The organism is Streptomyces sp. NPDC058697, from assembly GCF_042715345.1.
Lineage (GTDB): Bacteria > Actinomycetota > Actinomycetes > Streptomycetales > Streptomycetaceae > Streptomyces > Streptomyces liliifuscus.
In genome coordinates this window covers 1,024,042-1,043,802 of the sequence record NZ_JBHXSU010000001.1, presented here as the reverse complement: position 1 = coordinate 1,043,802, position 19,761 = coordinate 1,024,042, and the positions used below count along the sequence as shown (strand labels likewise).

The 19,761-nt window shown below is 70.5% G+C and carries 18 protein-coding genes; 11 read left to right on the top strand and 7 right to left on the bottom strand.

From position 1 onward, the window contains the following. The first annotated feature begins 88 nt into the window (after nt 1–88). Nucleotides 89–1,729 (top strand): ABC-F family ATP-binding cassette domain-containing protein, encoded by a 1,641-nt coding sequence (locus ACFWXQ_RS04415; protein WP_384090577.1) that lies wholly within the window; start codon nt 89–91, stop codon nt 1,727–1,729. Nucleotides 1,730–1,805: 76 nt separating this feature from the next. Here ACFWXQ_RS04415 and ACFWXQ_RS04410 read toward each other — a convergent pair whose 3' ends face one another. The 3 genes from ACFWXQ_RS04410 to ACFWXQ_RS04400 form a co-directional block, all read right to left on the bottom strand. Beyond that, nucleotides 1,806–4,190 carry a Tex family protein gene (locus ACFWXQ_RS04410; RefSeq protein WP_386267481.1) on the bottom strand — a complete coding sequence of 795 codons (2,385 nt, stop codon included), beginning with the start codon at nt 4,188–4,190 and terminating at the stop codon, nt 1,806–1,808. A gap of 158 nt (nt 4,191–4,348) precedes the next feature. Next, nucleotides 4,349–4,489 (bottom strand): LPFR motif small protein, encoded by a 141-nt coding sequence (locus ACFWXQ_RS04405; RefSeq protein WP_189839553.1) that lies wholly within the window; start codon nt 4,487–4,489, stop codon nt 4,349–4,351. A gap of 148 nt (nt 4,490–4,637) precedes the next feature. Continuing rightward, on the bottom strand, nt 4,638–5,504 hold the full coding sequence (locus tag ACFWXQ_RS04400) for a hypothetical protein (RefSeq protein ID WP_383952277.1): 867 nt from the start codon (nt 5,502–5,504) through the stop codon (nt 4,638–4,640). Nucleotides 5,505–5,661: 157 nt separating this feature from the next. Between ACFWXQ_RS04400 and ACFWXQ_RS04395 the strand changes: the two genes are divergently transcribed. Then, nucleotides 5,662–6,660: a GlxA family transcriptional regulator gene (locus ACFWXQ_RS04395; protein WP_383952279.1), complete on the top strand. Its 999-nt coding sequence runs from the start codon at nt 5,662–5,664 to the stop codon at nt 6,658–6,660. 81 nt (nt 6,661–6,741) lie between these two features. Next, nucleotides 6,742–7,377, top strand: a complete 636-nt coding sequence (locus tag ACFWXQ_RS04390) for a DJ-1/PfpI family protein (protein ID WP_383952281.1) — start codon at nt 6,742–6,744, stop codon at nt 7,375–7,377. Here the strand turns inward: ACFWXQ_RS04390 and ACFWXQ_RS04385 are convergent. Continuing rightward, nucleotides 7,364–8,137: an enoyl-CoA hydratase/isomerase family protein gene (locus tag ACFWXQ_RS04385; RefSeq protein WP_383952283.1), complete on the bottom strand. Its 774-nt coding sequence runs from the start codon at nt 8,135–8,137 to the stop codon at nt 7,364–7,366. The genes ACFWXQ_RS04390 and ACFWXQ_RS04385 overlap by 14 nt on opposite strands. Nucleotides 8,138–8,434: 297 nt before the next feature. Here ACFWXQ_RS04385 and ACFWXQ_RS04380 point away from each other — a divergent pair, with 297 nt between their 5' ends. Further along, nucleotides 8,435–8,941, top strand: a complete 507-nt coding sequence (locus tag ACFWXQ_RS04380; RefSeq protein ID WP_383952302.1) for an ATP-binding protein — start codon at nt 8,435–8,437, stop codon at nt 8,939–8,941. 60 nt (nt 8,942–9,001) lie between these two features. On the opposite strand, the gene idi is transcribed toward ACFWXQ_RS04380, so the two are convergent. The 3 genes from idi to galE all read right to left on the bottom strand — a co-directional run bounded on the left by idi (nt 9,002) and on the right by galE (nt 12,035). After that, complete coding sequence (idi, locus tag ACFWXQ_RS04375) at nt 9,002–9,595, bottom strand: isopentenyl-diphosphate Delta-isomerase (protein WP_383952285.1); 594 nt, start codon at nt 9,593–9,595, stop codon at nt 9,002–9,004. 333 nt (nt 9,596–9,928) lie between these two features. Beyond that, nucleotides 9,929–10,867: a cation diffusion facilitator family transporter gene (locus ACFWXQ_RS04370; RefSeq protein ID WP_383952288.1), complete on the bottom strand. Its 939-nt coding sequence runs from the start codon at nt 10,865–10,867 to the stop codon at nt 9,929–9,931. 169 nt (nt 10,868–11,036) lie between these two features. Next, nucleotides 11,037–12,035, bottom strand: coding sequence for a UDP-glucose 4-epimerase GalE (gene galE, locus ACFWXQ_RS04365; protein ID WP_383952290.1), 999 nt, complete (start codon nt 12,033–12,035; stop codon nt 11,037–11,039). A 336-nt stretch (nt 12,036–12,371) separates the two neighbouring features. On the opposite strand from galE, the gene ACFWXQ_RS04360 reads away from it, so the two are divergent. From ACFWXQ_RS04360 to ACFWXQ_RS04330, 7 genes are all read left to right on the top strand, one after another. Further along, a complete protein-coding gene (locus ACFWXQ_RS04360; protein ID WP_386267516.1) occupies nt 12,372–14,165 on the top strand; it encodes a DUF5941 domain-containing protein in 1,794 nt (597 codons plus the stop codon). Then, nucleotides 14,162–14,914 (top strand): sugar phosphate nucleotidyltransferase, encoded by a 753-nt coding sequence (locus tag ACFWXQ_RS04355; RefSeq protein ID WP_383952292.1) that lies wholly within the window; start codon nt 14,162–14,164, stop codon nt 14,912–14,914. The genes ACFWXQ_RS04360 and ACFWXQ_RS04355 overlap by 4 nt, the downstream gene beginning before the upstream one ends. Beyond that, a complete protein-coding gene (locus tag ACFWXQ_RS04350) occupies nt 14,902–15,966 on the top strand; it encodes an iron-containing alcohol dehydrogenase family protein (RefSeq protein ID WP_383952294.1) in 1,065 nt (354 codons plus the stop codon). Before ACFWXQ_RS04355 ends, ACFWXQ_RS04350 begins: the two co-directional genes overlap by 13 nt. Further along, nucleotides 15,944–16,723 (top strand): CDP-alcohol phosphatidyltransferase family protein, encoded by a 780-nt coding sequence (locus tag ACFWXQ_RS04345; protein WP_359938524.1) that lies wholly within the window; start codon nt 15,944–15,946, stop codon nt 16,721–16,723. The genes ACFWXQ_RS04350 and ACFWXQ_RS04345 overlap by 23 nt, the downstream gene beginning before the upstream one ends. After that, nucleotides 16,720–17,604, top strand: a complete 885-nt coding sequence (locus tag ACFWXQ_RS04340; protein WP_383952296.1) for a glycosyltransferase family 2 protein — start codon at nt 16,720–16,722, stop codon at nt 17,602–17,604. The genes ACFWXQ_RS04345 and ACFWXQ_RS04340 overlap by 4 nt, the downstream gene beginning before the upstream one ends. A gap of 98 nt (nt 17,605–17,702) precedes the next feature. Beyond that, the gene (locus ACFWXQ_RS04335) at nt 17,703–18,632 is read left to right on the top strand and encodes an ABC transporter permease (protein ID WP_190227418.1); all 930 of its coding nucleotides are present in this window, start codon (nt 17,703–17,705) and stop codon (nt 18,630–18,632) included. Further along, nucleotides 18,625–19,404 (top strand): ABC transporter ATP-binding protein, encoded by a 780-nt coding sequence (locus tag ACFWXQ_RS04330; RefSeq protein ID WP_383952298.1) that lies wholly within the window; start codon nt 18,625–18,627, stop codon nt 19,402–19,404. The genes ACFWXQ_RS04335 and ACFWXQ_RS04330 overlap by 8 nt, the downstream gene beginning before the upstream one ends. Nucleotides 19,405–19,761: the final 357 nt, after the last annotated feature.

The following is a 19,761-nucleotide window of genomic DNA, read 5'->3' as shown; positions in this document are numbered from 1 at the left end:
GAGCCCCCCCCGATATTGGTGTGCGCGAAAGGCGTGCGCCAAAACCGTTGGCGGACGCGCGTGGCCGGGCGATTAGGATCGCCCTCTGATGACTGCCACCCTCGTCGCCAAGAACCTCGCCGCCGGCCACGGCGACCGCTCGCTCTTCTCCGGGCTCGACCTCGTCGTCGCGCCCGGTGACGTGATCGGTCTCGTCGGTGCCAACGGCGCGGGCAAGTCCACCCTCCTGCGGATGCTCGCCGGGCTGCTCACACCCGAGGAGGGCGAGCTGCGGCTCTCCCCGCCGGCCGCGACCGTCGGCCATCTTCCGCAGGAGCCGGAGCGCAGGCCCGGCGAGACCGTCCGGGACTTCCTGGCGCGCCGCACGGGCGTCACCGAGGCCCAGCGGCTGATGGACGAGGCCACACAGGCACTCGTCGACGGGGCACCGGGTTCGGACGACGCGTACTCGACGAGCCTGGAGCGCTGGCTCGACCTCGGCGGTGCCGACCTCGACGAGCGGGCCGAGGAGGTCGCCGACTCGCTGGGCCTCGCCGTCGGCCTGGACCACCCGATGACCGCCCTCTCCGGCGGCCAGGCCGCCCGCGCCGGACTCGCCTCCCTCCTCCTCTCCCGCTACGACGTGTTCCTGCTCGACGAGCCGACCAACGACCTCGACCTGGACGGCCTGGAGCGCCTCGAACGCTTCGTCTCCGGCCTGCGCGCCGGCACGGTCGTCGTCAGCCACGACCGCGAGTTCCTCACCCGCACGGTCACCAAGGTCCTCGAACTCGACCTCGTCCAGCAGCAGATCAAGCTGTACGGCGGCGGCTACGAGGCCTATCTGGAGGAGCGGGACGTCGCCCGTCGGCACGCCCGTGACGACTTCGAGGAGTACGCCGACAAGCGGACCGCGCTCGAAGGGCGGGCCCAGATGCAGCGCTCCTGGATGGACAAGGGCGTCAAGAACGCCCGGCGCAAGGCGAACAACGACAACGACAAGATCGGCCGCAAGTTCCGCAGCGAGGCCAGCGAGAAGCAGGCCGCGAAGGCCCGGCAGACCCAGCGCATGATCGAGCGGCTCGACGTGGTGGAGGAGCCGCGCAAGGAGTGGGAACTGCGGATGGAGATCGCGGCCGCCCCGCGGTCCGGCGCAGTGGTCGCCACCCTGCGGGACGCCGAGGTCAGGCGGGGCGACTTCAGCTTCGGCCCGGCCACGCTCCAGATCGACTGGGCGGACCGGGTCGCCGTCACCGGCGCGAACGGCGCGGGCAAGTCGACCCTGCTCGGGGCGCTGCTCGGCCGGGTGCCCCTGGACTCCGGCCACGCCACCCTCGGCTCCGGCGTGATCGTCGGCGAGGTCGACCAGGCCCGCAAGCTGTTCCATGGCCCGGAGGCGCTGATCGACGCGTTCGCCGCGGCCGTGCCCGACACCGAGCCCGCCGAACTCCGCACCCTGCTGGCCAAGTTCGGCCTCAAGGCGGAGCACGTCCTGCGCCCGGCCGCCACGCTCTCCCCGGGCGAACGCACCCGCTCGGCCCTGGCCCTCCTCCAGGGCCGGGGCGTCAACCTCCTCGTCCTCGACGAGCCGACCAACCACCTCGACCTGCCGGCCATCGAACAACTGGAGTCGGCCCTCGACTCGTACGAGGGCACGCTGCTCCTGGTCACCCACGACCGCCGCATGCTGGACGCGGTCCACACGACCCGCCGCCTGGAGGTGGCGTCGGGCAAGGTGACGGAGCGCTAGTGGGGGCCGCGCAGGCGCGCCCCGAAAGGGGCGCGGGGAACTGCGCGACCAGCCCCCACTCACCCGCAGCCAGAACTCAACGCTTCCCCTTCTTGGAATCACCAAGCCCCGCCCGCCGCAAGGCATCCGCCATCGCACTGTTGGCGGGCGGAGGCGCCTGACGGGACCCCCCGCCACCGCCACCACCGGCACGGCCGCCCTGCCGCTGAGGCGCCCGCTGAGGCGGCCGCCCACCCCGCTGAGCCCGGTCCTGCCGCCCCTCGCCGGAGGCCACCGCCTCGTCGTCCAGCCGCAGCGTCAGCGAGATCCGCTTGCGCGGGATGTCGACCTCAAGGACCTTCACCTTGACGATGTCACCGGACTTCACCACGTCCCGCGGGTCCTTGACGAACGTCTTGGACATCGCGGAGACGTGCACCAGACCGTCCTGGTGGACGCCGACGTCGACGAAGGCACCGAAGGCGGCCACGTTCGTCACGACGCCTTCGAGGACCATCCCGGGGGCCAGGTCGGAGATCTTCTCCACGCCGTCCTTGAAGGTGGCCGTCTTGAAGGCGGGCCTCGGGTCGCGCCCCGGCTTCTCCAGCTCCTTCAGGATGTCGGTCACGGTCGGCAGACCGAACGTCTCGTCCACGAAGTCGTCCGGCCTCAGGGACCGCAGCACACCCGTGTTCCCGACCAGCGAGGCGACCTCGCTGCCCGCCGTCTTCACCATCCGCCGCACCACGGGATACGCCTCGGGGTGCACGCTGGACGCGTCCAGCGGGTCGTCACCGCCACGGATCCGCAGGAAGCCCGCGCACTGCTCGTACGCCTTGGGGCCGAGCCGTGCCACGTTCTTCAGCGCCGTACGCGAGGTGAAGGGGCCGTTCGTGTCGCGGTGCGCCACGATGTTCTCGGCGAGTCCGGAGGTGATGCCGGAGACCCGGGAGAGCAGCGGGGCCGAGGCGGTGTTCACGTCCACGCCCACGCCGTTCACACAGTCCTCCACGACCGCGTCCAGGGAGCGGGAGAGCTTCACCTCGGACAGGTCGTGCTGGTACTGGCCGACGCCGATCGACTTCGGGTCGATCTTGACCAGCTCGGCGAGCGGGTCCTGGAGGCGGCGGGCGATGGAGACGGCGCCGCGCAGCGACACATCCATGCCGGGCAGCTCCGCCGAGGCGAACGCCGACGCCGAGTACACGGACGCGCCCGCCTCGGACACCATCACCTTCGTGAGGTTCAACTCCGGGTGCTTGGCGATGAGTTCACCGGCGAGCTTGTCGGTCTCGCGGGACGCCGTGCCGTTGCCGATGGAGATCAGCTCGACCGCGTGCTCCTTGGAGAGGCGGGCGAGCTTGGCGACGGCCTCGTCCCACTTGTTCGCCGGGACGTGCGGGTAGATGACGTCCGTGGCGACGACCTTGCCGGTGGCGTCGACCACGGCCACCTTCACACCCGTACGGAAACCCGGGTCGAGGCCCAGGGTGGAGCGTGTGCCCGCCGGGGCGGCGAGCAGCAGGTCGCGGAGGTTCGCCGCGAAGACGTTGACCGCCTCGTCCTCGGCGGCCGTCCGCAGCCGCATCCGCATGTCGATGCCGAGGTGCACGAGCAGCCGGGTGCGCCAGGCCCAACGGACCGTGTCCGTCAGCCACTTGTCGGCGGGACGGCCGCGCTCGGCGATCCCGAAACGGTGGGCGACGATCCCCTCGTACGACGACGGGCCGGGCTGTTCGGAAGGCTCCTCGGGCTCCAGGACGAGGTCCAGAACCTCCTCCTTCTCGCCGCGCAGCATGGCGAGGATCCGGTGCGAGGGCAGATCGGTGAAGGGCTCGGCGAAGTCGAAGTAGTCGGCGAACTTGGCGCCCGCCTCCTCCTTGCCGTCCTTCACCTTGGCGGCCAGCCGGCCCCGCACCCACATGCGCTCGCGCAGCTCGCCGATCAGGTCGGCGTCCTCCGAGAACCGCTCGGTGAGGATCGCGCGGGCGCCGTCCAGGGCGGCCTGCGGGTCGGCGACGCCCTTGTCGGCGTCCACGAAGGCCGTGGCCGCGGCGACCGGGTCGACGGACGGGTCGCCGAGCAGCCCCTCGGCCAGCGGCTCCAGGCCCGCCTCACGGGCGATCTGCGCCTTCGTGCGCCGCTTCGGCTTGAACGGCAGGTAGATGTCCTCCAGCCGCGCCTTGGTCTCGGCGCCACGGATCTGCGCCTCCAGCTCGTCGGTGAGCTTGCCCTGCTCGCGCACCGAGTCGAGGATCGCCGTGCGCCGCTCCTCCAGCTCCCGCAGATAGCGCAGCCGTTCCTCGAGCGTGCGCAGCTGCGCGTCGTCGAGCATCTCGGTCGCTTCCTTGCGGTAGCGGGCGATGAAGGGCACCGTCGATCCGCCGTCGAGCAAGTCGACGGCGGCCTTGACCTGCCGCTCCCGTACGCCGAGTTCCTCGGCGATCCTGCCTTCGATGGACCCTACGAGGGGTGTCGTCACGATCCCGTACCGCCTTCTTGACTGAGGTTGCGCGGCAATTGTGGCAGGTGGCACCGACAACGGGGGATCAGGGCGGCGAACAGGGTCTCGACGCGGCGGCGGACATGCCGGGAGCCGGACACGCCCGTGGCGTCTCCGGCTCCGGTGGCAGTCGGTTGTCAGGCCCTGCGACCCCGCCCGCCGCGCGTCGACTGGGAGGCGCCGCCGAACAGCCGGGCCAGGGCCCGGAACGGCAGCGTCACCACCGTGGCGATGGCTCCACCGATCTGCCGCAGCACGTCTGCGATGGCACGGAACACGTTTTTCCCCTTTCGTCTCCCGGCCGGCACGGCCGGAAGACGTACGAGTACCTCGAACAGGGGATCCGAACCATGGCCGCGCGAGCGCCACCTGCAAACCACGCGCGCGTGCCCGACGACAGCGGCCCTCTGCCGCTGCCCGCCATGCTCAGTGCTTGCCGATCATGCCCTCCGGGAACGCCCCCGCGGCCATCGCCGCCATGAGCAGCCCCGTGGCCAGCTCGGTGAGGCGTTCGACGCCCGAGGAGCCCAGGTGCTCGTACGGAGCCGCGTCGAGGCGGTCCGTCCGCGACTCGATCTCCTTGCGGAGGGCGACCCCGGCCTCCGTCAACTCGCCCTCGGCGTTCAGCAGTCCACGTCCCCGGAGCCGGACCACCGCCGCGTCCCAGTCCTCGCGGGCCCAGCCGCGCGTGGCGAGGACCCACCTGGGGGCCATCCCCTTGCCGGTCGCGGTGTGGCTCACCAGCGCCTCCAGGGGGTCGAGCTCCGCGTCGAGCAGCACCGCGAGATGCCCGTCGCCGCGGTGCTCGCGCAGCAGCGTGGCAGCGTGCCACAGCGCGAGGTGCGGCTCGCCGGGGACCGGCAGATCGGCGTGCGCGGCGTACAGCGGGCGGGCGGTACGGGTGCACGCCTCGGCCGCGCGCAGCGCGAGCTCCGCCGCCTCGGCGACCTCCTTGGACGCGATCATCTCGTCCCCGAGCAGCCGCCGCAGTGTCGCGTCCACGGCACGCGCGCGTGCCGCGAGCACCACCTCCGGAGAGGCGCTCCGCCACACCTCGGGCACGTGCCGCGCGACGAGGTCGTGGCGGAAGTTGTAGAACGTCGCCGTCACCGTGCCCGCGCCCACCGACCCCATGGCCGCCGCACGCACCGCGAAGTACGCGGCCCTGGGATCCGTGACACCGACCCCGGCCAGCTGCTCCTCGAGATCGGGCGAGAAGTAGTGGGCCGAGTGCAGGGGATTGAGGACGTTGTGACATCGGCGTCCGGCGCGGTCCGGCAGGGCAGTGGTCATACCGGGCACGTTACCGACTGGTTGGTACGTACGGAATGGCGGGGCGACGATAGGGGCGGCCGTTCAGCCCTCTGCATGGCTCTGCATGGGCCTCGATGGCAGGAAAGGTGGGATGTTCGTCATTGCGGCCACCCCGCCGCCCACGAAGAATCGACACATGGCGTACCGAACCGTCCTCGTACTCCTCTTCGACGGCGTCCAGAGCCTCGACGTCACGGGCCCCGTGGAGGTATTCACCGGCGCCGACACCTACGCCGGCGAGCCCGGAGAGACGTACCGCATCCGCACCGCCTCCCTGGACGGCGCTCCCGTACGCACCTCCAGCGGCCTGACCCTCGTCCCGGACCACACCCTGACCGAGGCCCCGGCGCCGCACACCCTGCTCGTTCCCGGAGGCAGGGGCACGCGCGGTCCCGATCCGCGCGTGGTCGACTGGCTGCGGGAGCACGGCCCGCGCGCCGACCGTCTGGTCTCCGTCTGCACCGGCGCGATCCTGCTCGCCGAGGCGGGCCTCCTGGACGGCCGCCGCGTGACGACCCACTGGGCGTACTGCGACCGGCTCGCCCGCGACCACCCGGCCATCGAGGTCGACCCGGACCCCATCTACGTACGCGACGGCCAGGTGGCCACCTCGGCCGGTGTCACCGCCGGGATCGACCTCGCCCTCGCACTGGTCGAGGAGGACCTCGGCCGGGACGCCGCGCTCAGCGTCGCCCGGTACCTCGTCGTCTTCCTCCGGCGCCCCGGGAACCAGGCCCAGTTCAGCGCCCAGCTCTCCGCGCAGACGGCCGGCCGCGAACCGCTCCGCGAGGTCCAGCACTGGATCACCGAGCACCCGGGCGACGACTTGTGCGTCGAGTCGCTCGCGGCCCGCGCCCGCCTTTCGCCCCGCCACTTCGCCCGCGCCTTCCAGTCCGAGACGGGCATGACCCCCGGCCGCTACGTCGACACCGTCCGCCTCGAACACGCCCGCCGCCTCCTGGAGGACACCACGGACGGCATCGAACAGATAGCCCGGGCAAGCGGCTACGGCACCCCGGAGGCAATGCGCCGAGCCTTCATCAGAACCCTGGGCGCACCTCCGGCGGAATACCGCCGCCGCTTCCGACCGGCGCCGGCTCGGGAGGTGGGCACCGGCCCACACCCGCCCCGATAGGGGCGCGGGGAACTGCGCGACCAGCCCACGACGACCCGCAGATCACCCACCAACGCCCGCCCCCCAAACGGAAAGGCACCCTTGCAAATCGCCATCGTCCTCTTCGACCGCTTCACAGCCCTCGACGCGGTAGGCCCCTACGAAACCCTCGGCCGCCTCCCAGGCTCAGAAACGGTCTTCGTCGCCGAGCACCGGGGACCCGTCCGCACGGACACCGGCAACCTGGCCATCACCGCCGACAAGACCCTCGCAGAGGTCCCGACCCCGGACATCGTCGTGGTCTCAGGCGGCCCCGGCCAGACCCCGCAGATGGAGAACGAGGTGCTCCTCGACTGGCTGCGCGCGGCGGACAGGACGAGCACCTGGACGACATCCGTGTGCACCGGTTCACTGCTGCTCGCGGCGGCCGGGCTCCTGGAGGGCCGCCGCGCGACCTCCCACTGGCTGGCCCTCGACCACCTGAAGAACTTCGGTGCCGAGCCGACCGGGGAGCGGGTCGTGACCGACGGCAAGTACGTCACGGCGGCCGGCGTCTCGTCCGGCATCGACATGGGGCTCACACTGCTCGGCAGGATCGCGGGCGACGAACAGGCCCAGGCGGTACAGCTGTTGACGGAGTACGACCCGCAGCCGCCCTATGACGCGGGCTCACCGCAGAAGGCCCCGGCCCACCTCGTCGAGCGGTACCGCTCGGACAGCCGGTTCAGCGTGGCGTAGACGGGGGCCCGGACTCGGGCGTGGTCCAGGTGAAGACGGGCAGCCGGCGCTCCAGGAAGGCGGCGACCCCTTCCGCGGTGTCGCCGCCCTCGCGCGCCTGCCGCGCCCAGTGGGCGTCCCGGTCCATGCGCCCGTCGGCGAACTCCTTCGCCGCGGCCTGCGTCAACTGAGAACGCGAGACGAGGATCCGGCTGAACTCCGCGACCCGCTTGTCGAGTTCGTCGCCGGGCAGCACCTCGTCAACGAGCCCGGTGCGCAGCGCACGCTCCGCACCGATCAACTCACCCGAGAACAACAGGTACTTGGCGGTGGCGGGCCCCACGAGGGACACCAACCGCCGGGTGGAGGAGGCCGCGTAGACGATGCCGAGCTTCGCCGGGGTGATCCCGAACGACGCCTCCTCGTCCGCGAACCGCAGATCGCACGCCGCCGCGAGCTGACACCCACCGCCCACGCAGTAGCCGCGTACGGCGGCGAGCGTCGGCTTCGGAAACGCGGCGAGCGCATCCTCGGCCCGCACCGCCAGCCCCTGTGCCTCGCCCGACGAACCCCGCAGCGAGGAGATGTCGGCCCCCGCACAGAACGTCCCGCCCTCACCGGTCAGCACGAGCACGCGTACGGCGGGGTCGGCGGCCAGTGTGCCGAGCAGGGGCGGCAGAGCCCGCCACATGTCCGCCGTCATGGCGTTGCGCTTCGCCGGATGGTGGATGACGACGGTGGCGACCCCGTCGGCGACGCTGTGCAGCAGCTGCGGCTCCATACGCCGGATGCTATCCGCCCTGGTCGAACGCACGATCAAGCAGGCCCAGAGGTGATAGCGACCGGGTGCGGCGGGCGGCGCGTCATGAGTCGCGTCCCGGAGCAAACCCGTACAACCCGAAGAGTTCCGGATTCGGCACAAGACGGACAGGACCGGTCCCACAGCTGACGGTGTCACGCATCGGCGATCAGAAATCGCCGATACTCGCTGACTTCTGTTCAGTTATCCGGTACGGACCAGCGCGTTACCAACACTCGACGTGTGGTGACAATCGAGCGCAAGGGCGGCGACCGGACGATGGACGACCAGGGGCGGGGGTCCGGCCCACGCCCTGAAGGCGGCGGGGAGATGCCTCCCGACGTCAGACCGCCGGGCCCGCTGCCGTACGAGGGGGTCTGGCGGTTCACCGCTCCCGCCGTCGACGCCTCGGTACCTCAGGCGCGGCACGCCGTCCGTGACCTGCTGGCCCGCCAGGGCGTACCCGTCTCGGACGAGCTGGTCCAGGGGCTCCTGCTGATCGTCTCGGAGCTGGTCACCAACGCCGTCCGGCACGCGGCACTGCTCTCCCCGATGCTCGCAGTGGAGATCGCCGTCGGTGCCGAGTGGGTGCGCGTCTCGGTCGAGGACAACCACCCCTACCGCCCGACCGCCCTGGAGGCCGACCACGGCCAGACCGGCGGCCGGGGCCTCCTCCTGGTCCGCGAGGTCACGAGGGAGGCGGGCGGAGTCTGCGACGTGGAGCACACGGCGACGGGCGGCAAGGTGATCTGGTCGGCACTGCCTCTCACACCCGCGCCCCTCTAGGGGCGCGGGGAACTGCGCGACAAGCCACAACGGGCCTGCAGCCATATCGGATACGGGCGGTCACCAGCCGGCAGCGGCCCCGGTCAACTCCCGAATCGCCGGCCGAGCCGAATCCAGCACAGTCATGAACCACGCGGAGAACGGATCCTCCGCATGCCGCTCCACAAGCTCCCCCGCGGTCACGAACGCCGTGGACCCCACTTCCTCCGGATCCGGCCGCACAGCAGACTGCACCATCCCAACGAACAGGTGATTGAACTCCTGCTCCACCAGCCCCGACTTCGGATCGGGGTGGTTGTACCGCACGGTCCCCGCCTCGGCGAGCAGCGACGGCGAGACCCCCAGCTCCTCGTACGTCCGCCGCGCGGCCGCCGCGAAGGGCGCCTCGCCGGGGTACGGATGACCGCAGCACGTGTTGGACCAGACACCGGGGGAGTGGTACTTGCCGAGAGCCCGCTGCTGGAGCAGCAGCCGCCCCCGCTCGTCGAAGAGGAAGACGGAGAACGCCCGGTGCAGCTGCCCGGGCGGCTGATGGGCCGTGAGCTTCTCCGCCGTGCCGATCGTGGTGCCGTCCTCGTCGACCAGTTCGAGCAAGATGGTTTCGGCGGTGCCGTTCGACGAACTGTGCGTCGCGGTGGCAGGTGTGATCGGCATACCCATCCTTCGCATCGGTCTTCAAGCCCCAAGTCTGCCGTACGAAACCGGCACTCCCGGCATCACGCGGAGTCCCGCATGTCCGGTTCCGCCCCTCGGCCGAACCGGGCATCGCGGCCGGCGCCGGTCGGACGCCGAAAGCGGCCGGATACCTGATCGTGCCCGGTGCCACCCGGCCGGAACCGTCCGGTCAGGTGCCGTCGCCACCGCCTCCGGCACCCGGAATCCGGGCCGGATGCCGTAACCCGAAGTCGGTACGCCGCTCCCCCCGACCGCCCTCACGCGCGCGTGTCGCCTCCGTCACCGGACGTATGCCCCGCCCGTCCCCGCAGCTCAGTGGCAGAGACGCATCTCGTGCGCCGCATGCCCTTCGGGCTCCAGCTGGAAGGTGCAGTGCTCCACATCGAAGTGGTCGCCGAGGCACGCCCGCAGCTCGTGCAGCATCTTCTCGTGGCCGATGGTGTCGAGGGCCTCGGCTCCGACGACCACGTGCGCGGAGAGCACCGGCAGCCCCGAGGTGATCGTCCAGGCATGCAGATCGTGGACGTCCTCCACACCCGGCAGCGCACGGATGTGCGACCGCACCGCAGCCATGTCGACGTCCTCGGGCGCCGCCTCCAGGAGCACGTTCAGCGTCTCCCGCAGCAGCTTCCACGTACGAGGAACGATCATCAGGCCGATGACGATCGAGGCGACCGGGTCGGCGGCCTGCCAGCCCGTGGTCAGGACGAGAAGCGCGGAGACCAGCACCGCCAGCGAGCCCAGCGCGTCCGCGGCGACCTCCAGGAACGCGCCGCGCACGTTCAGGCTCTCCTTCTGCCCACGCATCAGCAGTGACAGCGAGACCATGTTCGCGACCAGACCGATCAGGCCGAACACGGCGGTCAGCCCGCCCTCGGTCTCCGCCGGGGTCACGAAGCGCTGGATCGCCTCATACAGGACGTACCCGCCCACACCGAGCAGCAGCAGACAGTTCGCGAGCGCGGCGAGTATCTCGGCGCGCGCGTACCCGAAGGTGCGGTTTCCGCTCGGCGGGCGGCTCGCGAAGTGGATCGCGAGCAGCGCCATGGCGAGGCCGAGCGCGTCCGTCGCCATGTGTGCCGCGTCCGCGACGAGCGCGAGCGAGTTCGCGACGATTCCGCCGACGATCTCGACCACCATGACGGTGAGCGTGATCCACAGCGCGACGCGCAGCCTCCCGCGGTACGCCGCTGCCGCCGTGCCCCCGCCGGCGGCGCCGTGCGCATGCCCGTGACTGTGACCGGCCCCCATGAGAACCACCCTCCGAAATCGCCCCGACGCCCTGTCGGCGATCTCCAGTGAACTACGGGTGGGGGGTATGTGCAACGCGGTACTGAACACCGTTGTCATAGCTCTGACCTGCGGAAACGCTCCGCAGGTCAGAGCGGCGACCAGATCGTCCGGCCAGTCGTCCGGCGGGTCATCCGGAGTGGTGCAGCCGCCAGCCCTCCCAGGCCGACTCGACCATCTCGCGCACCCCGCGGCGCGCGGTCCACTCCAGCTTCTCGGCGGCCAGGGCGGCCGAGGCGACCGCGCGCGGGGCGTCGCCAGGCCGGCGCGGCTCGACGATCGCCGGACGGCTGTCACCGCTGACCTCGCCGATGAGCGTCACGAGCTCGCGGACCGAAACTCCTTCGCCGCGGCCGATGTTGACCGTCAGGTCGCCCGGACCGTCTGGACGGCCCGGATCGCCCCCGCCGCCCGCCGAGGTCAGCCGCCGGGCCGCCGCGAGATGTGCCTCGGCGAGGTCGGCGACGTGGATGTAGTCGCGTACGCAGGTGCCGTCCGGCGTCGGATAGTCGTCGCCGAAGATCCGCGGGGCCTCGTCGCGGGTGAGCCGGTCGAAGACCATCGGGACCACGTTGAAGACGCCGGTGTCCGCCAGCTCGGGCGTGGCCGCGCCCGCCACGTTGAAGTAGCGCAGGCACACCGTCGAGATGCCGTGCGCGCGGCCCGCCGCCCGCACCAGCCACTCACCGGTGAGCTTTGTCTCGCCGTAGGGGTTCACCGGGACGCAGGGGGTGTCCTCCGTGATGAGATCCACATCCGGGTTGCCGTAGACGGCGGCGGAGGAGGAGAAGAGGAAGCGCTCGATGCCCGCCCCGGCGACCGCCTCCAGGAGTGTGGCGAGTCCTCCGACGTTCTCCTGGTAGTAGCGCGTGGGCTGGGCCACGGACTCGCCGACCTGCTTGCGCGCGGCCAGATGCACCACACCCGTCACCGCGTGCTCGGCGAGCACCCGCTTCAGCAGCTCCCCGTCCAGCGACGAGCCCTGGACCAGAGGAATGTCGTCGGGCAGCCGCGCGGGGACGCCGGCCGAGAGGTCGTCCAGCGCGACCACGCGCTCCCCGGCCCCGGTCATGGCACGCACCACGTGTGCCCCGATGTATCCAGCTCCGCCTGTGATCAGCCATGTCATGGACGCCAACCCTATGCCGGTACGCGCACGGCCGGTTCGGTGTGCGGGTCACGAGGCGGGGTACGCGACCACGTGGACCGGCACGAGAGCTATGCCGTGAATTGCGGTGGAATCCGCCGTGGTTTGTGGGCCGGGGCCCGGATCCCTGATGATGATCGCGGCGGACGCGGCACAGCAGACTCTGTTGATCGGGCCGTGAACGGCCGGTGAACGGTCCGTTCCCATCATCCGATAGCCTCTGCCGACACGCTGCCCGGCCGTCCCCGGCCTGGGGCGCCCCCCACCACGCACATGCCCGGCGTCGGCGTACGCCGGAACCCAGAGGAGTGAGTTCGTCTGTCGACCGCCATCCTCACCGGTCAGCCGGTTCCCGGGTCGTCGCTCGAGAACGATCTCCGGTCGCTCGGCTTCGACGTGCGGGTCGCCACTGACGCGGCCGACGCCGAGACGCTCCTCGCCGCCGTCCCCGCGAACCAGCGGGTCGCCGTCGTCGACGCCCGCTTCGTCGGGCACGTCCACGCGCTGCGGCTCGGCCTGACCGACCCGCGCTTCGACGCCGCCGCGATCCCCGGCGCCGTCACCGCCCGGCCCGCGGCCCGTCCGGCCCTGACCCGCGCGCTGCGCACCGCCTCCGAGGACGCCTCGAACGGCTCGGTGGTCGTCGGCATCCTCGCCGAGCGGATCGCGGAGGTCCTCGACACCGACCTGTACCGCCCCGAGCTGGGCGAACTCGTCGCCGAGGTTCCGAGGGACCCGCAGGCCCGCAACGAGGCCCGGCAGGCCGTCACCGTCGTGGACGACGAGGCGATCAGGCTGCGTACGGCCGTGAAGTCCCGCGACGGCTTCTTCACGACGTACTGCATCAGCCCGTACTCCCGCTACCTCGCCCGCTGGTGCGCCCGCCGCGGCTTCACGCCGAACCAGGTCACCACGGCCTCGCTGATCACAGCGCTGATCGCGGCCGGCTGCGCGGCGACCGGCACCCGCGCCGGCTTCGTCGCCGCCGGACTGCTGCTCCTCTTCTCCTTCGTCCTCGACTGCACGGACGGCCAGCTCGCCCGCTACTCCCTGCAGTACTCCACGCTCGGCGCCTGGCTCGACGCGACCTTCGACCGCGCCAAGGAGTACGCCTACTACGCGGGCCTCGCCCTCGGCGCGGCCCGCGGCGGCGACGACGTATGGGCGCTCGCCCTCGGCGCGATGGTCCTGCAGACCTGCCGGCACGTCGTCGACTTCTCCTTCAACGAGGCGAACCACGACGCCACCGCCAACACCAGCCCCACCGCGGCCCTTTCCGGCAGGCTCGACAGCGTCGGCTGGACGGTCTGGGTCCGCCGGATGATCGTCCTGCCCATCGGCGAGCGCTGGGCGATGATCGCCGTGCTCACGGCGGTCACGACGCCCCGCATCACCTTCTACGTACTGCTGATCGGCTGCGCCTTCGCCGCGACGTACACGACCGCGGGCCGGGTGCTCAGGTCCCTGACCCGCAAGGCACAGCGCACCGACCGGGCCGCCCAGGCGCTGGCGGACCTCGCGGACAGCGGGCCCCTGGCCGAGTTGCTCGTGCGCATCCTGCCGAGCGGTCCCCGTGTCGTGGCACAGCTCCTCGCCGTGGCCGGTGCCGTCGTCCTGGTGCTCGCGGCCTGGATCGACGGACCGGGATGGTCGGTGGTCCTGTGCGCCGCCGTGTACGTCCTGGTGTCGGCGGAAGTCGTCGCACGCCCCCTCAAGGGCGCTCTCGACTGGCTGGTTCCCCCGCTGTTCCGGGCGGCCGAATACGGGACCGTTCTGGTACTGGCGGCCAAAGCCGATGTGAACGGAGCCCTTCCTGCGGCTTTCGGGCTGGTGGCGGCCGTCGCCTACCATCACTACGACACGGTGTACCGCATCCGCGGCAACGCCGGCGCGCCGCCGCACTGGCTGGTGCGGGCGATCGGCGGGCACGAAGGCAGGACGCTGCTGGTCACCGTCCTGGCCGCGCTGCTCACCGCCACAGATTTCAAGGTCGCGCTCACGGCTCTCGCCGTGGCCGTGGCGCTCGTGGTGCTCGTCGAGAGCATCCGCTTCTGGGTGACCGCCCACAAACTCGGCGCACCCGCCGTACACGATGAAGGAGAACCCGCATGATCGGCCTCGTGCTGGCTGCCGGCGCCGGACGGCGTCTGCGCCCCTACACCGACACCCTGCCCAAGGCGCTGGTGCCGGTGGGACCCGAGGGCAACGAGGACAGCATCACCGTGCTCGACCTCACGCTCGGCAACTTCGCCGAGATCGGCCTGACCGAGGTCGCGATCATCGTCGGTTACCGCAAGGAAGCCGTCTACGAGCGTCGCGAGGCGCTGGAGAAGAAGTACGGCGTCAAGATCACCCTGATCGACAACGACAAGGCCGAGGAGTGGAACAACGCCTACTCCCTGTGGTGCGGCCGTGACGCCATCAAGCACTCGGTGATCCTCGCCAACGGCGACACCGTGCACCCGGTCTCCGTCGAGAAGACCCTGCTCGCCGCCCGCGGCGACGGCAAGAAGATCATCCTCGCCCTCGACACGGTGAAGTCCCTCGCCGACGAGGAGATGAAGGTCGTCGTCGGCCCCGAGGGCGGCATGACCAAGATCACCAAGCTGATGGACCCGGCCGAGGCGACCGGTGAGTACATCGGCGTGACCCTCATCGAGGGCGACGCGGCCGACGAACTGGCCGACGCGCTCAAGACGGTCTTCGAGACCGACCCGCAGCAGTTCTACGAGCACGGCTACCAGGAGCTCGTGAACCGCGGCTTCCGTATCGACGTGGCCCCCATCGGCGACGTCAAGTGGGTCGAGATCGACAACCACGACGACCTCGCCAAGGGACGCGTGATCGCGTGCCAGTACTGACGAGGCTCATCCCCTCGCCGGTCGTCGTGGACATTCGGCCGGGAGCGCTCGACGATCTGGCGACGATCCTGACCGACCAGCGCATCGCGCCCTCCGGCCGACTGGCCTTCGCCATCAGCGGCGGCTCCGGCCGGGTCCTGCGTGAGCGGTTCGCCCCTGCGTTTCCCGAGGCGGACTGGTTCTGCGACGCCGACGGCACCATCGACGGAGCGGTCCGTCTCGCCGACTCGATCAAGAAGGCCGGCCGTTACGACGCCGTCGTCGGACTCGGTGGCGGCAAGGTCATCGACTGCGCGAAGTACGCCGCGGCTCGCGTGGGCCTGCCGCTCGTCGCGGTGGCCACGAACCTGGCGAACGACGGTCTCTGCTCGCCGGTCGCCACGCTCGACAACGACGCGGGCCGAGGCTCGTACGGTGTGCCCAACCCGATCGCCATCGTCATCGACCTCGATGTCATCCGCGAGGCTCCGGTGCGATTCGTACGGGCCGGTATCGGCGATGTGATCTGCAAGATCTCCGCCGTGGCCGACTGGGAGCTGTCGCACCGGGAGAACGGCGAGCAGGTCGACGGCCTGGCCGCCGCCATGGCCCGTCAGGCCGCGGAAGCGGTGCTGCGCCACCCGGGAGGTGTCGGTGACGACCCCTTCCTGACGACGCTCTCGGAGGCGCTGGTCCTGTGCGGCATCTCGATGTCGGTGGCCGGTGACAGCCGACCGGCATCCGGCGCCTGCCACGAGATCAGCCACGCGTTCGACCTCAGCTTCCCCAAGCGCAGCGCCCTCCACGGCGAGCAGTGCGGCCTCGGCGGAGCGTTCGCCACGTTCCTGCGGGGCGACCACGAGACGGCCGGGTACATGACGGAGGTCCTCCACCGCCACGGCCTCCCCGTTCTCCCGGAGGAGATCGGCTTCACCGTGGACGAGTTCGTCCAGGTCGTGGAGTTCGCTCCGTCGACCAGGCCGGGCCGCTACACGATCCTCGAACACCTCGACCTGTCCACCGACCAGATCAGGGACGCATACGCCGACTATGCAAAAGCCATCGGTAGCTGAGCTCCGCCCGGTCGTCCACCCCCCGGGTGTGAAGGACCGGCGGAGCGGCGAGCACTGGGGAGGCCGGCTCTACATGCGCGAGATCTCGCTGCGCATCGACCGGCACCTGGTGAACACCCGGGTCACGCCCAACCAGCTGACCTACGTGATGACCGTCTTCGGCGTGCTCGCCGCCCCGGCCCTGCTGGTGCCGGGCATCCCGGGCGCCCTGCTCGGCGTACTGATGGTCCAGCTGTACCTGCTGTTCGACTGCGTCGACGGCGAGATCGCCCGCTGGCGCAAGCAGTACTCGATGACCGGGGTGTACGTCGACCGTGTCGCCGCCTACCTGTGCGACGCCGCGGTGCTGGTCGGCTTCGGCCTGCGCGCCGCGGACCTGTGGGGCACCGGGCGGATCGACTGGCTGTGGGCCTTCCTCGGCACCCTGGCCGCCCTCGGCGCCGTTCTGATCAAGTCCGAGACGGACCTCGTCGGGGTCGCCAGGCACCAGACCGGCAAGGAGCCGGTCCAGGAGTCTGCGTCCGAGCCGCGCTCCTCCGGCATGGCGCTGGCCCGCCGGGCCGCGGGCGCGCTCAAGTTCCACCGGCTCGTCCTCGGTATCGAGGCCTCCCTGCTGATTCTGGTCCTCGCGGTCCTGGACACGGTCCGGGACGACCTGTTCTTCTCGCGGCTCGGCGTCGCGGTCCTGGCCGGCATCGCGATGCTGCAGACCGTGCTGCACCTGGTGTCCATCCTGGCTTCGAGCAGGCTGAAGTGAGCACGTCCATGAAGGTCGGCGCGGTGATCATCACCATGGGCAACCGCCCTGACGAACTCCGCGCCCTCCTCGACTCGGTCGCCAAGCAGGACGGCGACCCGGTCGAGGTGGTCGTGGTCGGCAACGGCTCGCCCGTACCGGACGTCCCCGCGGGCGTACGGACGGTCGAGCTGGCCGAGAACCTCGGTATCCCCGGCGGCCGCAACGTCGGCATCGAGGCGTTCGGCCCCGGCGGCACCGACGTGGACGTCCTTCTCTTCCTGGACGACGACGGCCTCCTCGCCAACCACGACACCGCGGAGCTCTGCCGGCAGGCCTTCGACGCCGACCCGGAGCTCGGCATCATCAGCTTCCGCATCGCCGACCCCGAGACCGGCATCACCCAGCGCCGCCACGTGCCCCGGCTGCGCGCCTCCGACCCGATGCGCAACTCACGCGTCACCACCTTCCTCGGCGGCGCCAACGCCGTCCGTACGAAGGTGCTCGGCCAGGTCGGCGGACTGCCCGACGAGTTCTTCTACGCCCATGAGGAGACCGACCTCGCCTGGCGTGCCCTCGACGCGGGCTGGATGATCGACTACCGCTCGGACATGGTGCTGTACCACCCCACGACCGCCCCGTCACGGCATGCGATCTACCACCGGATGGTCGCCCGGAACCGTGTCTGGCTGGCCCGTCGCAATCTGCCCGCGCCGCTGGTTCCCGTGTACCTCGGCGTGTGGATGCTGCTGACCCTCGCCCGACGCCCCTCCCGCCCCGCGCTGAGAGCCTGGTTCGGTGGTTTCAAGGAGGGCTGGACCAGTCCGTGCGGCCCCCGGCGCCCCATGAAGTGGCGTACGGTATGGCGCCTGACCAGACTGGGCCGGCCACCCGTCATCTGACAAGCTCGAAATCTGAGAGCATTCGGGCCGTACCCCGGTCCCTGGCTTTGGCCTACGCCCGACCAGGCTGCGTATCTTGAGGACGAAAGTTTCCACTTGTGAGTGAGACAACGCATGACGGTGGTGTCGCGGTGAGCGCTCCTCCGTCGCCCGATGAAGGGCTCTCCGCGGCGGACCTCGCCGCCAAGTACGGGCTTGCCGTCAGCGGCGCCCGGCCCGGACTCGTCGAGTACGTCCGCCAGCTCTGGGGACGGCGTCACTTCATCCTTGCCTTCTCGCAGGCGAAGCTGACCGCCCAGTACAGCCAGGCCAAGCTCGGCCAGCTCTGGCAGGTGGCCACACCGCTGCTGAACGCACTCGTGTACTTCCTGATCTTCGGCCTGATCCTGGGTGCCGACCGCGGCATGCCGCAGGAGGTCTACATCCCGTTCCTGGTGACGGGGGTCTTCGTCTTCACCTTCACCCAGAGCTCGGTGATGGCGGGCGTCCGCGCGATCTCCGGGAACCTCGGCCTGGTCAGGGCGCTGCACTTCCCGCGCGCCGCGCTGCCGATCTCGTTCTCGCTGCAGCAGCTCCAGCAGCTGCTCTTCTCGATGATCGTGCTGTTCGTCGTGGCGGTCGGCTTCGGCAGCTACCCGGGCCTGTCCTGGCTCCTGATCGTCCCGGTGCTCGCCCTGCAGTTCCTCTTCAACACCGGCCTGGCCATGATCATGGCCAGGATGGGCGCCAAGACCCCGGACCTCGCCCAGCTCATGCCGTTCGTGATGCGTACGTGGATGTACGCGTCCGGCGTGATGTTCTCGATCCCCGTGATGCTGGAGAAGCACCCCGCCTGGATCGCCGACATCCTCCAGTGGAACCCGGCCGCCATCTACATGGACCTGATGCGCTTCGCGCTGATCGACGGCTACGGTTCCGAGAACCTGCCCCCGCACGTGTGGGCGGTCTCGGCCGGCTGGGCCCTCCTCGTCGCCGTCGGCGGATTCGTGTACTTCTGGAAGGCTGAGGAGCGCTACGGCCGTGGCTGAGGAAAACACCGGGGGCCATATCCCCACCGTCATCGCGGACGAGTTGCACATCGTCTACCGGGTCAACGGCGCCAAGACCGGCAAGGGCAGCGCCACCGCGGCCCTCAGCCGCATAATCAAGCGCGGCGAGGACCGTGGCGTCCGCAAGGTGCACGCCGTCCGGGGCGTCTCCTTCAAGGCGTTCCGCGGCGAGGCCATCGGCCTGATCGGCTCCAACGGCTCCGGCAAGTCCACCCTGCTGCGGGCCATCGCGGGACTGCTCCCCGCTGAGAAGGGGCACGTCTACACCGACGGCCAGCCCTCGCTCCTCGGCGTCAACGCGGCCCTGATGAACGACCTCACGGGCGAGCGCAACGTCATCCTCGGCGGGCTCGCCATGGGTATGTCCCGCGAGCAGGTCAGGGAGCGCTACCAGGACATCGTCGACTTCTCGGGCATCAACGAGAAGGGCGACTTCATCACCCTGCCGATGCGCACCTACTCCTCCGGCATGGCCGCCCGTCTGCGTTTCTCCATCGCGGCGGCCAAGGACCACGACGTCCTGATGATCGACGAGGCCCTGGCGACCGGCGACCGCTCCTTCCAGAAGCGCTCCGAGGCCCGCATCCGCGAGCTGCGCAAGAGCGCGGGCACGGTCTTCCTCGTCAGCCACAACAACAAGTCGATCCGTGACACGTGCGACCGAGTGCTGTGGCTGGAGCGCGGCGAGCTGCGCCTGGACGGCCCGACCGACGAGGTCATCAAGGAGTACGAGAAGTTCACGGGCAAGTAGCCCGAATCGCTCAGGGCCCCGTCGGAACGTTCCGGCGGGGCCCTGCGTCTGCAAAGGAAACGCCAACTCTGGGCGTCCTTAGGAATCTTGACGCCAATCGGTGTGTTGTTGTGATGTGCAGGACACCCCGACGAGGCATGGCGGGTTGTACAACGTAAGCTGTACCGGTGCTGATTCGCGGCAAGTAGGGCGATAATGCGCGACACCCGGCATAGGGTCTGCTGCGCGGACGTCCGGGCGGCGTGTCCGAAATAGTCTGTATTGGGTCGGCAGTGTAGAACGGGAGATGTGACGGCAATGGCTACGGAAACTCTCCAGCTCAGCTGTGCGCGTGCCGTCTTCGCTTGTGCCGTTCCC